Origin of the sequence: Nonomuraea maheshkhaliensis (assembly GCF_039529435.1) — a bacterium.
In the GTDB taxonomy this organism is placed as follows: domain Bacteria; phylum Actinomycetota; class Actinomycetes; order Streptosporangiales; family Streptosporangiaceae; genus Nonomuraea; species Nonomuraea maheshkhaliensis.
This window is the reverse complement of the sequence record NZ_BAAAMU010000012.1, coordinates 77,618-90,023: the sequence shown is the minus strand read 5'-3', so window position 1 is coordinate 90,023 and position 12,406 is coordinate 77,618. Positions and strand designations below refer to the sequence as shown.

Sequence of the window (12,406 nt, the reverse complement as noted above, 5' to 3'; positions counted from 1 at the left end):
TTACTCCCACGTTCTAGGAGAGGACTGGGAGATGTGGAAGTCGGCACGGAGCGGTGCGGCCCTCCTCTGCGCGGCACTGCTCGCCTCCGCCTGCGGCGGCGGTGAGCAGGCCGGCGGCACGGACGCGCAGCCCGGAGAAAAGGTGACGCTGTCCTACGGCGTCTGGGACGCCACCCAGCAGGCGGTCATGCAGGAACTGGCCGCGGAGTTCGCCAAGACGCACCCGAACGTCACCGTCAACGTCCAGCTCACGCCCTGGGCCGACTACTGGACGAAGATGAAGGCCGCCGTCACCGGCGGCGCCGCGCCCGACGTCTTCTGGATGAACGGCCCCAACTTCCAGCTCTACGCCTCCAACGGCGTGATCAAGCCGATCGAGGAGCAGGTCGACACCTCGGTCTACCCCAAGGCGCTGGTGGACCTCTACACCTACGAGGGCAAGCTGTACGGCCTGCCCAAGGACATGGACACCGTCGGCGTCTGGTACAACAAGACGCTCTTCGACCAGGCCAAGGTGAAGTATCCGGCCGACGACTGGACCTGGGCCGACTTCAAGGAGACCGCGGCCAAGGTCACCGACCCCGCCAAGGGCGTCTACGCCGTCGGGGCCGAGCTGACCAGTTTCCAGGAATATCAGTACAACACCATCTACCAGGCCGGCGGCCACGTGATCTCGCCCGACGGCAAGAAGTCAGGCTACGACGACCCCAAGACGATCGCGGGCCTGAAGTTCTGGACCGACCTCATCGCCGCCAAGCAGTCGCCCGATCTCAAGACCATGACCGACACCGCGCCGCTGCAGCTCTTCGAGGCCGGCAAGCTGGCGATGTACTGGGGCGGGTCCTGGAACGTGGCCGAGTTCGGCAAGAACGACTACACCAAGGACAAGGTCGACGTCGCCCCGCTGCCCAAGGGCGAGAAGCAGGCCACGATCATCCACGGCGTCGCCAACGTGGTGTCGGCCAAGACCGAGCACCCGGCCGAGGCGCTGGAGTTCGTCAAGTTCCTCGGCTCCAAGCCGGCCGCCGACATCCTCGGCAAGAAGGGCCCGATCCCGGCCTACAACGGCACCCAGAACGACTGGGTGGCCGCCCACCCCGAGTGGAAGCTGCAGACGTTCCTCGACGCGGTCTCGTACGCGGTGCCGTACCCCGTGTCCAAGAACACCGCCGCCTGGCAGGAGGCCGAGCTCACCCACCTCACCAAGGCGTGGACCGGCGAGGTGCCGGTCGAGAAGGCCGCCGCGGACCTCGCGGCCGGCATGAACGACCTGCTGGCCAAGGAGTGACGTGACCACCACCGCCGGAACGCGGCCCCCGCGCTCGTCCACGGGGGCCGCCCACGCGGCGAAGCGGCGCGGGCCGCGCACCGAGGCCCTGTGGGGGTACGCGTTCATCGCCCCCACCGGCCTCGGCTTGGCCGTCTTCTACCTGTGGCCCGTCCTGCAGACCGTCTACTTCTCCTTCACCGAGTGGGGCGCGTTCGGCGGGCACACCTGGGTCGGCCTGGAGAACTACACGCGGCTGTTCGCCGACCCCGAGGTCGGCCGGGCGGTGCTCAACACCCTCATGTACACCGTGCTCGGCCTGCTCGGGATCCCCGTCGCCATCGTGTTCGCCGCGCTGATCAACCGGCCGGGGCTGCGCGGGGTGAGCGTCTACCGCACGGCGTTCTTCCTGCCGGTGGTCACCATGCCGGTCGCGGTCGCGATGCTCTGGCGCTGGCTCTACAACGGCGACTACGGCCTGGTCAACCAGGTGCTCTCGGTGGCCGGCATCGACGGGCCCAACTGGATCGCCGACCCGGGCACCGCCATGTACGCCCTGGTCGTGGTCGGCATCTGGAGCAGCGTCGGCTACAACCTGATCATCTTCCTGGCCGGCATGCAGGGCATCCCCAAGGAGCTGTACGAGGCCGCCTCCATGGACGGCGCAGGCCGCGTCCGCCAGTTCTTCAAGATCACGCTGCCGATGTTGTCGCCGACCGCGTTCTTCATCTCGATCGTGTCCGTGATCGGTTCGCTGCAGCTCTTCGACCTGGTCTTCGTGATGACCGGGTCCGGCCAGTCGGCGCGGGCCAACCCGGCGTACTCGCGGCTGCAGACCGTCGTGCAGCTCTTCTACGAGCGGGCCTTCGTCACCAACGACCGCGGTTACGCCGCCGCCATCGTGATCGCGCTGCTCGTGCTCATCGCGGCGCTGACGGTCGCGCAGTTCCGCCTCCAGCGCAAGTGGGTGCACTATGTCTGAGCGCCGCCCGCTGGGCGTGCACGCCATCCTCACCATCTCGTCGCTGCTGATGGTGGCGCCGTTCGCCTGGCAGATCATCACCTCGCTCAAGACGCTCAGCAGCGCCACCGCGGTGCCGCCGACGTTCCTGCCCGAGGGCCGCTGGGACAACTACGGCAAGGTCTTCGACCTGCTGCCGTTCGGCGAGCAGTTCCTCAACACCGTGATCATGGCGGCGGGCCGGGTGACCGGGCAGGTGCTGTTCTGCTCGATGGCCGCCTACGCCTTCGCCCGGCTGCGCTTTCCCGGCCGGAACCTGCTGTTCGGCGTCTTCCTGTCGGTGCTCATGGTGCCGCCGCAGCTGTTCGTGATCCCGCAGTATCAGATCATGTCCTCGCTCGGCTGGCTCAACAGCCTCCAGGCGATCATCGTGCCCGGCCTGTTCAGCGCGTTCGGGGTGTTCCTGCTGCGGCAGTTCTTCCTCGCCCTGCCGCGCGAGATCGAGGAGGCGGCCCGGCTCGACGGGGCCGGCCCCGTGCGCATCTACTGGTCGGTCATGCTGCCGCTGGCCCGTCCAGGGCTGATCGCGCTGGGGATTCTGACCCTGCTGTGGGCGTGGAACGACCTGTTCTGGCCGCTGGTGGTCAACACCGATCCGGAGAAGATGACGCTGTCGGCGGGGCTGGCGGCGCTCCAGGGGCAGTACCAGACCGACTATCCCGTGCTGATGGCCGGCTCGCTGATCGCCTCGCTGCCCGTGATCGCCGTCTTCGTCTTCCTGCAACGGCAGTTCATCCAGGGCGTCGCCCACACCGGCAGCAAGGGCTGAGCCGGGCTCCGCTCGGTGTGGGCGCGCGGTCACCTGGTGACGATCGTGGTCAGGGCCCGCGGTGGCAGCGTCACCGTGCGGCCCTTGATCGGGGCGGGTGACAGCGAACGGGTCTCGTCGGTCACGTACGCCGCCGTCCGGCCGCGCACGCCCTGCCACGTGACGGGAGCGGTGCCGGTGTTGAGTGCCACGACCACCCGCGAGCCGTCACGGTTGCGGAACGCTGAAACTTTCACCGCCGGATCAGCCGCCGACGCCTCCAGCCGCACCGCGCCGGGACGGATGAACCTGCTGTAGCCGGCCAGCGCCCACAGCCGCTTCGACACGTGGTACTGCTTGGCCTCGTCGTCGAGCTGCAGCAGCGCCCTGGTCGCGCCGCGCGAGCCGCCCAGCCAGTAGACGTACGCGCTGACCTGGCCCAGCGTGAGCGCGTCGTGCACGGCCTGGGCGATGGTCAGGCCGTCGTAGCCGCTGCCGTCGTCCCAGTTCTCGTTCCAGGTGGTGCCGTTGGGGTTCCACTCCGACATCCAGGTCTTCCTGGCCGTCGGCAGCGGGCCGTCCACCGGGCTGGCGTAGGTGTGGCCCGTGTGCGTCTTCACCCAGCGGCGGGCCTCGGGGTCGGCCTCGATCGCCGCCGTGTACGCCTTCGACTCGCTCCAGCCGAAGGAGTCGCAGCAGGTCAGCTTGACGTCCTTGGCGATCGGGCCGAGGACTTTCACGAACTCGGCGGCCTGCTCGGGGGTGAAGCGCATGGAGGCGTACGTGGCCGTCCAGTCGGGCTCGTTCGTGAACCCCAGGTCGGTGATCTTGATGCCCTCGCGGCGGTAGAACTTCGTGTAGGCGACCAGGTAGTCCGCGTACGCGCGGCGCCATTCGGGCAGGAGGGTGCCGCCGTTCTTGTCGTCGCCGTTGTCCTTCATGTAGCCGGGGGCGCTCCAGGCGTCGGCGAAGAACCGTTCGACGCCGTACCGCTTGGCCTCCTTGGCCACCCAGACCTGGCTGTTGTCGTCGCCGTCCCACACGTATTTCGGCGGGGCGTCGGGGCCGCCGGGGTTCTCGGGCTGGATCGACACCATGTGGTCGTACGGGCTGCCGGCGGGGGAGGAGCCGATGCCGAGCCGCAGGATGCTCAGCCCGGCTCCCTTGGTGCGGTCGAACCACAGGTCGAGCACCTCCCGCTGCTGGGCGGGCGACAGGGCGGCGAGCAGTTCGTTGCGGCGGAAGGCCTGGGAGATGCCGAAGCCGTCGATCTCCTGGTGCCGGACGCGCTCGTTCACGGTGATGGCCGGCGGGCCGGCGGGGGGTGTGGCGTGCACGGCGGGCAGGCCGAGCAGCGAGATGGCGACGAGTCCTCGTAACATGGCGCCTCCGAAAGTTTCGGGGTCGTGACCGATACATTTCGCCGATCGCCGGAACCGTAAACTCGCGAAGGCGCCCCCGTCAATAAGCGCCGTCAAGTGCGGCTTGGCGGCCGGGCCGCCCCGAGGGCCTTCTCCGGGCTCGCCGTCTAGTGGTGCGTGGACTCGGCGCGTTCCTTGATGGCCAGCATCTGGCGGCGCGTGGTGAGGAAGTCGCCGAGGTCCGTCGTCGCCAGGTAGGTGGTGCCACGCACGCCCGGCTCGGCGCGGACGCGGGTGCGGAAGATCATCCGGGTCGCGCCGTCCACCTCGCGCAGGGAGATGGAGCAGGTGGTGGTGGCGTCGTCGCCGCGCATGGCCAGGACGAGCGTGTGCGGCGGGTCGAGCTGCTCCACGATGAACGCGCTGCCGTCGTTCCGGCCGAGCAGCACGTCACCGACCTTGAGCCCCTGGCCGGCGGCCTCCTCCCCGGTGGCGCCGGCGGCGGGCCGGTCGGGTGCGGCGCCGGGGCGATGGCCGCCGAGCTCGATCAGCCAGGGCCAGACGCCGGCCGGCGGAGCCGCCACCGTGATCGCGCGGGTGGCCTGGTACTGCGCGCGGCCGGCCAGGTCGTCGCCGGGCATCTCCGCGTGGACCTCGCGGTCGTCGGCGCCCCAGCGCAGTTGCCAGGGCCGGAGTGCGAACAGGTAGCCTGCCGCCGCTCCGGCCGCGAGCCTGAACACCGAGCGCGGCACGAGCGAGAACATACGGACTCCTTCGGTCGGCTGTCGGAACGCCCAGTCTCCGACGGGTCCCGCGCCGGATCAACCCGGTAGACCCCCGTCAGGGGAGCGCGTCCGGTGACGGGGTGACGGGCGTGCCCGGTGCGGGCGGGTCCGGACTGATGATGAAGTCCTCCGGCCACATCGTGAGCTGGATCCCGGCCCCAGCCCCGATGACGACGTCGTGCAGGTTGCCCCGCTCCAGCTTCGGGATGAGGAACAGCTCGTCGTCCCGGTTGACCGGGTCCGCGCGCAGCCAGCCGTCGAAGCCGTCGAAGGTCGTGAACCCCGCCGCCAGGTACGGCACGATGCGCCGGAACAGCTTCGGCCACATCACCAGCCGTTCCAGCTCCGCCAGGTCCCGCACGATGGCCGCGCCCTCCGGGTCGGCGTCCGAGCGCGGCCACAGCCCCGAGCCCTTGCGCCTGGCCGTCCGCGACACCTCCGCGAGGTGCGTGCGCAGGTCCGCGGGCAACGTCGCGTAGAACGCCGGGTAGGCGTGCCCGGCGGCCAGCAACTGCGCGTTCACGGAACGATCGGCCAGCGGGACGTTCACGAACACGCTGGTCCCGTCCGGGTCCGGATGGTCCCCGGCGTAGCAGAACGCGATCATGCGGCCGTTGGCGTCGATGCCGTTGGAGAGCACGTGGCCGCGCAGGGAGTCCTGGTCGGCCGAGCGCACCCTGTTGGGCAGGTCCTCCCAGAAGGTCACGTTCGTGAAGCCGAGCAGCCGCAGCAGCTCGTCGCGGGCCGCGTAGGCGCCGTCCTCCTCCTGGTGGCTCTCCGCGAAGTGCGTCTCCAGGGCGTCGATCGCCTCCAGCCGCGCGGAGACACCGCGCGCGGTGAGCGCCGCCGGCCGGCCGGAGCGTCGTGGCAGCGCCTCGACCAGGGCGGGCGTGTCGGGCAGGAACTTGACGGTGTCGCCGTCGGGCTCGGGGCCCTGACGCGGCCGGTCCGGATACCGGATCACGAAGCTGCCGCGGATCAGGGTGTACGTCATGATGGCCCCCCATCGGTATCGGTTCGTCCCCCGACAGGTCGCCAGCGGAGCGTAACCCGCCGGAAGGCTGCGGTCCATGGACAGTCCGGCGGATCGCCGGTGCGGGGGGAGCCGGGGGCGGGGATGTCGGCGGCTCATCTGCCGCCTTCGCGCCGGTTGCGGCGGCTCAGTGGTCGGCTTCGCGCCGGTGACGGCGGGATGTGGGACGCTCGGCCGGCTTGTCGGGCCGGCTCGCGCCATGACTGCCGGCACCGCCTTGACCGCCCCGCGCGCCATCGCCGCGACCACCGTCGCCACCGCGACCGGCGTGGCCGCCATCCCCATCGCGACCGCCGCGAGTGTCCTGGCCGCCGTGACCGGCTCGGCCGCCGTGAACGCCCTGGCCGGCGTGACCGGCAGGGGTGCCATTGCCGCCGCGACCGCCGCGGTCGCTCCGACTGCCTTGGCCGCCTTGGCCGCCTTGGTTGCCGTGGGTGCTGTGGCCGAGGCCGGGGGGTTGGGGGCCGTAGCCGAAGGTGCCCATCATGCCCTGTTCCTGGTGGTACAGGTTGTGGCAGTGGAACATCCACTCGCCGGGATTGTCGGCCTGGACGTCGATGTTCAGGCGCTCGCGCGGCTTGACGTTCACCGTGTCCTTGCGCGGCCCGCCCCACCCCGTGCCGCGCAACTGGAAGGTGTGGCCGTGCAGGTGCATCGGGTGCCACATCGGCGACTGGTTGTCCAGGACGATCCTGATCGTCTCGCCCCGCTCCACGCGCAGCCGCATCGGGTCGTTCGCGAGCCGGTCGTTCATCGTCCACTCGTTGCCCGACGGCCGCATGCCGAGCGTCACGGTCACCCTCCTTGCGGGGCGCGGGAGCTCGTCGGAGTCGCGGGCCTCCAGGTCGGCGTAGGTGAGGATGCGGCCGTTCAGCTCGGGCAGCCGGACGTTCCTGTTCGGGGTGGAGGCGAGCTTCGTCGTACGGACGACGGCGAACGCCCGCGCCCGCTTGCCCTCCGCCTCCGCCACCAGCGGGAACGCCCCCGGCCCCAGCCGGACGAGGAAGTCGTACCGCTCGCCCATGCCGATGAGGAACGTGTCCACGGTGACCGGCCGGCACGGGAAGCCGTCGGTGTGGGTGATGGCGATGCGGTGACCGCCGAGCGCCACCCGGAACGGGGTGTCGGCGGCCGCGTTGATCACCCGGAACCGGACGAGCCGCCCCGGACGGCTGATGAAGACCGCGGGCGCGTCCGGCGTGCGGCCGTTGACCAGGTGGTACGGATGGCGCAGCTCGCCCACGACCCCGCCCAGCAGGTCGCTGCGCAGCGTGTCGTCGTGCTCGGTGCTGGCGTTCAGCCGGCGCAGCGCGTCGTCTGGTGTGCCCGAGACGCCGTCGAGCCAGTCGTCGAGCAGGACCGTGAACTCCTCGTCGTACCCGAGCGGCTCGCGCGGGTCCTCGACGATCAGCGGCCCGTACAGGCCGCGGTCGTTCTGCATGCCGACGTGCGAGTGGTAGAAGTACGTGCCCGGGTCGGGCACCTCGAAGACGTAGTCGAACGTGCCGCCAGGCCGGGTCGGCTGCTGGGTGTAGCCGGGGGCGCCGTCCATCCGGGGGTCGATCCTGATCCCGTGCCAGTGCACGGTGGTCGGCGCGGGCAGGTCGTTGACGAGCCTGGCCCTGACGACGCCGCCGGCGGTGGCGTCGATGCGCGGCCCGGGCAACGACTCGCCGTACGCCCAGGTGGAGACGGTACGCCGCCCCAGCGAGACCGACGCGGGGCGCGCCCGCAACGTCACCCCGCGCGGCGGCCGCGCCACCCTGCCGACGCCGCCGACGCCGCCGACGCCCTTGACGCCCCCGACGCTCTCGACTCCCCCGGTGGCCGCCCCTGCGGCGGCCGGTGTGGCGCCCAGGGCGGCGAACATGCCGGTGACGAACAACCTGCGAGAAACCGGACCCCGCGCGCGTGCCGAACCATTCACAACAGATCCCCCCATCCACCTGGCAAGGTAACCGAGAGTGATCAAGAAATCCGCGCGCCACGCTTCAGTGGCACGCGGGCCGCCTCCGCCCCCGGCCGGTGACGCTCGTCCGGAATCGGCTCTTGATCCGGGCGGAGGGTGCGGCATACGGTGTTAATCGATTCACATCGGTCGCGAGCCAAGGAGTGACATCCCCCACGCGCTGACCTGCCCGCCGAGATCCAGCCTCCGAAATTACCCTAATGTCCTATAGGGAATGCTAGGTTATTCGACTAACATGAGACCAACAGCGCGACAAGTGGCCGAACTGGCGAACGTGTCAGTGGCGACCGTCTCCTACGTGCTCAGCGGCAAGGACCGTCCGGTCGCCGCCGAGACCAGGCAGCGGGTGCTCGACGCCGCCAGACAGCTCGGCTACACCCCCAACCAGGCCGCCAGGAGCCTGCGCAAGCGCCGCACCCAGCGGGTCTGCCTGGTGCTCAGCTCGTTCGGCGGCGTGCCGAGCGACGAGCGCCTCGCCACGGACCTGCACGAGATGGCCGACGCGCGGGGCTACTCCGTGGTGTCGCTGTCCGTCTACTCCGAGGCCCGCGCGAAGGCCGCGGTCGAGGTGCTGCGCGGCGGCATCGCCGACGGCGTGCTGATCAACCTCGTCGGCGACCACCTCACCCGCGACCTGCTCTCCGGCCTGGCCGCCACCGGGCTGCCGATGGTGGTGATGAGCAACGAGAGCGGGCTCGAAGGCTGCGACGTCGTCCGCACCCCCGAGGCCGAGGCGACCGCGGAGGCGGTCGGGCACCTGCTGGCCGGCGGGCGCCGGCGCGTCGCGTTCATGGCGCACCGGCACGAGGTCTACCGCGACAAGCCCGCCGGGCGGCTGCTCGGCTACACCACGGCCCTCGACCGGCACGGCGTCGAGGAGCGGATCGTCACCGGGGGCGCGGACGACCGCGTCTCGGCGTACCAGACGGCGACCGATCTGCTGAGCTCGCCCGACCGGCCCGACGCGATCTTCGCCGCCTCCGACCGGGCGGCGATCAGCGCCATCTGGGCGGCCAGGGACCTGGGGCTGAGCGTGCCACAGGACGTCGCGATCGTCGGCGCGGGCAACATCGACGAGGGTCTCATCAGCAATCCGCCGCTCAGCACCGTCGGCCCGCTCCGGCACGACTACACCGACGTCGTACGCCTGCTCTTCGACCGCCTCCAGGCCGAGGAGCCGCCGCCCGCCCGCGAGATCGTCCGTTCGTGGACCTTCATCCGGCGGGGCTCGTCCTAGAAGGGAAACCCCGAGATGCATCCCCACCCCTCACGCCGTGACCTGTTCCGCCTCGCCGGGGCGGCCGCCGCCGTGCCGGTGCTGGCGTCCTGCGCGGGAGCGCCCACCACGCAGAGCGCCGCGCCCGGCACCTTCACCGTCTACTGGAACGCCGGCCACGACTACCAGGCCTACCGCAAGGTGATCGCCGAGTTCGAGCAGGCCAACAAGGTCAAGGTCAACCTGCAGAAGTACCAGTGGCCCGACCTGCGGACCAGGCTGCTGGCCGACTTCGCCTCCGGGACCGTTCCCGACCTGGTGGAGGAGCCCGGCGGGTGGGTGCAGGAGTTCGCCATCTCCGGCAACGCCCGCTCGCTGCAGGACTACGTCGACCGCGACGGCGCCGCGATGGGCTTCCCCTCCGACTGGCAGCCGGTGACGGTCGAGCGCAACTCCTACCAGGGCAAGGTGTACGGGGTGCAGCTGCACCTGACCTGCAACACGCTGCTCTACAACAAGGCGATGCTCCGCGACGCGGGCGTGGAGGTGCCCGCCACCTGGGAGGAGTTCCTCGACGCGGCCAAGAAGCTGACCAAGGACGGCGTCCACGGCGTCGCGCTCAACCAGGACTACACCTACCTGTGGCCGTGGATGGTGCAGGCCGGCGTCACCCCGTACGACCCGCAGACCGGCAAGGTGATGACCCCGATCGAGGACGCGGTCGCCGCCCTGCGGTTCCAGGCCGACCTGGTGCACAAGCACAAGGTCGCCCCCGTGCCGGTGTCGGGCACCGACTACTCGGGCCCGCAGAAGCTGTTCTCCGCCGGGCGCGCGGCCATGATTCTCACCGGCCCCTGGGACCTGGAGCCGATCAGGAAGACCAGCCCGGACATCGACCTGGGCGTCGCGCCGCCGCTCAAGCACAAGGTGGCGGCCACGCAGGCGGCCGGCGTCAGCATGTTCGTGCCCGCCAAGGCGACCAGGCCCGACCTGTCGTGGGACTTCATCAAGCGCATCACCGCGCTCGACGTCGAACAGGCCGCCACCAAGGAGACCGGCATGCTCATGCCGCGCGTCTCCTGGGCCGAGCTGCCCGAGGTGCGCTCGGACGCGGCGCTCAAGGTCTTCGCCGACGCGCTCCCGGGCGCCAAGGACTCCTCCCAGCAGGTACGCCTGACCGGCAAGCTGGGCAAGTGGGAGGAGGAGCTGAAGGTCATGTACCAGCAGGTGCTCATCCAGAACCGGCCGGCTGACGAGACGCTGCGCAGGTTCGCCGCGAACGCCGAGGGCTTCCTGAAGTGAGCCCCCGCACCCTGCGAAGCCTTACAGCGCCCCGCACGCTGCAAGGCCGGTACGCCAGGACCGCCTACCTGTTCCTGCTGCCCGCGATCCTGTTCTTCGCCGCCTTCTTCTACCTGCCGATCGGCAACGTGGTGGCCACCGGCTTCCGCACGGGCCCGATGGCCGACCAGTGGGCGGGCCTGGGCAACTACGGTCAGGCCCTGTCCGATCCGGCCGTCCGGCACTCGTTCCTGATCACGGCCGGTTTCGCGGTGATGGTGGTGATCGGCTCGATCGTGCTCGGGCTGGCCCTGGCCATGGCGATCGACCAGCCGCTCAGGGGCCGGGTGGTGTTCCGGGTGCTGCTGCTGGTGCCGTACCTGACCTCCGTGGCCATCGTCGGCCTGCTGTGGCGCAACATCCTCGACCCCGACCTCGGCGTGCTGAACCGGGTGCTGGGCGCGATGGGGCTGCCGGGACAGACCTGGCTCAACACCGCGCCGCTGCTCACGATCGCCGCCGTCACCCTCTGGCAGAGCGTCGGCTACACGATGGTGCTGTTCCTGGCCGGGCTGCAGGGCATCCCCGAGACCTACCACGAGGCCGCCGAGATCGACGGGGCCGACGCCTGGCGCCGCTTCTGGCGGATCACGCTGCCGCTGCTCGCCCCGACCACGCTGTTCGTGTCGGTGATGGCGGTCATCTCGGGGCTGCAGGCGTTCGGGCAGGCGTACATCATCACCGGCGGCGGGCCGGGCGACGCCACCGACCTGTCGGTCTTCCACATCTTCAACGTCGCCTTCCGCACCAGGGACTTCGGCTACTCCTCGGCTCAGTCGGTGCTGCTGCTGATCGTGATCGTGGCGTTCACCCTGGTCCAGCTCAGGGCGGGGCGGCGCGGGGAGGTCACGTACTGATGCGCAGGCCGCTGCTCTACACCCTGCTCGGCCTGGCCTGCCTGGTCACGGTGCTGCCGCTGCTCTACATGGTCTCGCTGTCGCTCCAGACGGAGGCCGAGACGCTGTCGGCCGACGCCGTCCTGTGGCCGGACTCGCCGCAGTGGGGCAACTACGCCGAGCTGTTCGTCCGCGCGCCGTTCGGGAACTTCATCGTCAACAGCCTGGTCGTGGCCGGCTGCATCACGCTGGCGCACCTGCTGTTCGATCCGCTCGTCGGGTACGTCTTCGCCAAGTTCCGCTTCCCGCTGCGCAACACGTTGTTCGTGGCGCTGCTGGCCACGCTGATGGTGCCGTTCTTCGTGCGGATGATCCCGCTGTACGTGCTGATGGCCAACCTGGGGTGGCTCGACACGTACCAGGGGCTGATCACCCCGTTCCTCATGGACGCGTTCGGCATCTTCCTGATGCGGCAGTTCATCCAGCCCATCCCCGACGACCTGATCAGCGCGGCCCGCATCGACGGCGCCTCCGAGCTGCGGATCTACCGCAGCGTCATCCTGCCGCAGACGCGGCCGGCGCTGGCCGTGCTCGGGCTGTTCACGTTCGTCTTCCAGTGGAACGAGTTCCTCTGGCCGCTGGTCGCCACCAGCACGCCCGAGATGCGTACCATCCCGGTCGGGCTCACCCTGTTCAACCAGGAGTACTTCACGCTGTGGCACCTCACGGCGGCCGGCTCGGTGATCCTCTTCGTCCCCACGGCCGTCCTGTTCGTCCTCACCCAGCGGTACTTCGTCCGCGGCATCGCCCTGACCGGCCTCAAGTAACT

Annotated in this window: 11 protein-coding genes; 7 read left to right on the top strand and 4 right to left on the bottom strand. The window is 70.2% G+C overall.

Annotation, left to right across the window (positions count from 1 at the left end):
* The first annotated feature begins 31 nt into the window (after positions 1–31).
* From ABFX54_RS10985 to ABFX54_RS10975, 3 genes are read left to right on the top strand one after another with little or no spacing between them, the layout of a single operon-like run.
* Entirely contained in the window at positions 32–1,288 is a 1,257-nt protein-coding gene (locus ABFX54_RS10985) for an ABC transporter substrate-binding protein (RefSeq protein WP_346103800.1), read from the top strand.
* A gap of 1 nt (position 1,289) precedes the next feature.
* On the top strand, positions 1,290–2,249 hold the full coding sequence (locus tag ABFX54_RS10980; protein WP_346103798.1) for a carbohydrate ABC transporter permease: 960 nt from the start codon (positions 1,290–1,292) through the stop codon (positions 2,247–2,249).
* Positions 2,242–3,057 (top strand): carbohydrate ABC transporter permease, encoded by an 816-nt coding sequence (locus ABFX54_RS10975; protein ID WP_346103797.1) that lies wholly within the window; start codon positions 2,242–2,244, stop codon positions 3,055–3,057. The genes ABFX54_RS10980 and ABFX54_RS10975 overlap by 8 nt, the downstream gene beginning before the upstream one ends.
* 29 nt (positions 3,058–3,086) lie before the next feature.
* On the opposite strand, the gene ABFX54_RS10970 is transcribed toward ABFX54_RS10975, so the two are convergent.
* The 4 genes from ABFX54_RS10970 to ABFX54_RS10955 all read right to left on the bottom strand — a co-directional run bounded on the left by ABFX54_RS10970 (position 3,087) and on the right by ABFX54_RS10955 (position 8,085).
* Positions 3,087–4,418 (bottom strand): glycoside hydrolase family 30 protein, encoded by a 1,332-nt coding sequence (locus ABFX54_RS10970; protein ID WP_346103796.1) that lies wholly within the window; start codon positions 4,416–4,418, stop codon positions 3,087–3,089.
* 146 nt (positions 4,419–4,564) lie between these two features.
* Positions 4,565–5,161, bottom strand: coding sequence for an SRPBCC family protein (locus ABFX54_RS10965; protein WP_346103794.1), 597 nt, complete (start codon positions 5,159–5,161; stop codon positions 4,565–4,567).
* A gap of 76 nt (positions 5,162–5,237) precedes the next feature.
* The gene (locus tag ABFX54_RS10960; protein WP_346103793.1) at positions 5,238–6,176 is read right to left on the bottom strand and encodes a thermonuclease family protein; all 939 of its coding nucleotides are present in this window, start codon (positions 6,174–6,176) and stop codon (positions 5,238–5,240) included.
* A gap of 166 nt (positions 6,177–6,342) precedes the next feature.
* Positions 6,343–8,085, bottom strand: a complete 1,743-nt coding sequence (locus ABFX54_RS10955) for a multicopper oxidase family protein (protein ID WP_346103791.1) — start codon at positions 8,083–8,085, stop codon at positions 6,343–6,345.
* A gap of 334 nt (positions 8,086–8,419) precedes the next feature.
* On the opposite strand from ABFX54_RS10955, the gene ABFX54_RS10950 reads away from it, so the two are divergent.
* Genes ABFX54_RS10950 through ABFX54_RS10935 form a run of 4 tightly spaced genes read left to right on the top strand, consistent with a single transcriptional unit; the run spans position 8,420 to position 12,404 of the window.
* Entirely contained in the window at positions 8,420–9,421 is a 1,002-nt protein-coding gene (locus ABFX54_RS10950; RefSeq protein WP_346103789.1) for a LacI family DNA-binding transcriptional regulator, read from the top strand.
* 15 nt (positions 9,422–9,436) lie between these two features.
* Positions 9,437–10,702, top strand: a complete 1,266-nt coding sequence (locus ABFX54_RS10945) for an ABC transporter substrate-binding protein (RefSeq protein ID WP_346103787.1) — start codon at positions 9,437–9,439, stop codon at positions 10,700–10,702.
* Entirely contained in the window at positions 10,699–11,598 is a 900-nt protein-coding gene (locus ABFX54_RS10940; protein WP_346103786.1) for a carbohydrate ABC transporter permease, read from the top strand. The genes ABFX54_RS10945 and ABFX54_RS10940 overlap by 4 nt, the downstream gene beginning before the upstream one ends.
* Positions 11,598–12,404, top strand: coding sequence for a carbohydrate ABC transporter permease (locus ABFX54_RS10935; protein WP_346103784.1), 807 nt, complete (start codon positions 11,598–11,600; stop codon positions 12,402–12,404). The genes ABFX54_RS10940 and ABFX54_RS10935 overlap by 1 nt, the downstream gene beginning before the upstream one ends.
* Positions 12,405–12,406 lie beyond the last annotated feature (2 nt).

What these genes read in the sequence shown, in the direction of transcription:
- ABFX54_RS10975 (WP_346103797.1), top strand. Translation starts at nt 2,242, where the DNA reads ATGTCTGAGCGCCGCCCGCTGGGCGTGCACGCCATCCTCACCATCTCG.
- ABFX54_RS10970 (WP_346103796.1), bottom strand. Translation starts at nt 4,418, where the DNA reads ATGTTACGAGGACTCGTCGCCATCTCGCTGCTCGGCCTGCCCGCCGTG.
- ABFX54_RS10935 (WP_346103784.1), top strand. Translation starts at nt 11,598, where the DNA reads ATGCGCAGGCCGCTGCTCTACACCCTGCTCGGCCTGGCCTGCCTGGTC.
- ABFX54_RS10955 (WP_346103791.1), bottom strand. Translation starts at nt 8,085, where the DNA reads ATGTTCGCCGCCCTGGGCGCCACACCGGCCGCCGCAGGGGCGGCCACC.
- ABFX54_RS10945 (WP_346103787.1), top strand. Translation starts at nt 9,437, where the DNA reads ATGCATCCCCACCCCTCACGCCGTGACCTGTTCCGCCTCGCCGGGGCG.
- ABFX54_RS10960 (WP_346103793.1), bottom strand. Translation starts at nt 6,176, where the DNA reads ATGACGTACACCCTGATCCGCGGCAGCTTCGTGATCCGGTATCCGGAC.
- ABFX54_RS10965 (WP_346103794.1), bottom strand. Translation starts at nt 5,161, where the DNA reads ATGTTCTCGCTCGTGCCGCGCTCGGTGTTCAGGCTCGCGGCCGGAGCG.
- ABFX54_RS10950 (WP_346103789.1), top strand. Translation starts at nt 8,420, where the DNA reads ATGAGACCAACAGCGCGACAAGTGGCCGAACTGGCGAACGTGTCAGTG.
- ABFX54_RS10985 (WP_346103800.1), top strand. Translation starts at nt 32, where the DNA reads ATGTGGAAGTCGGCACGGAGCGGTGCGGCCCTCCTCTGCGCGGCACTG.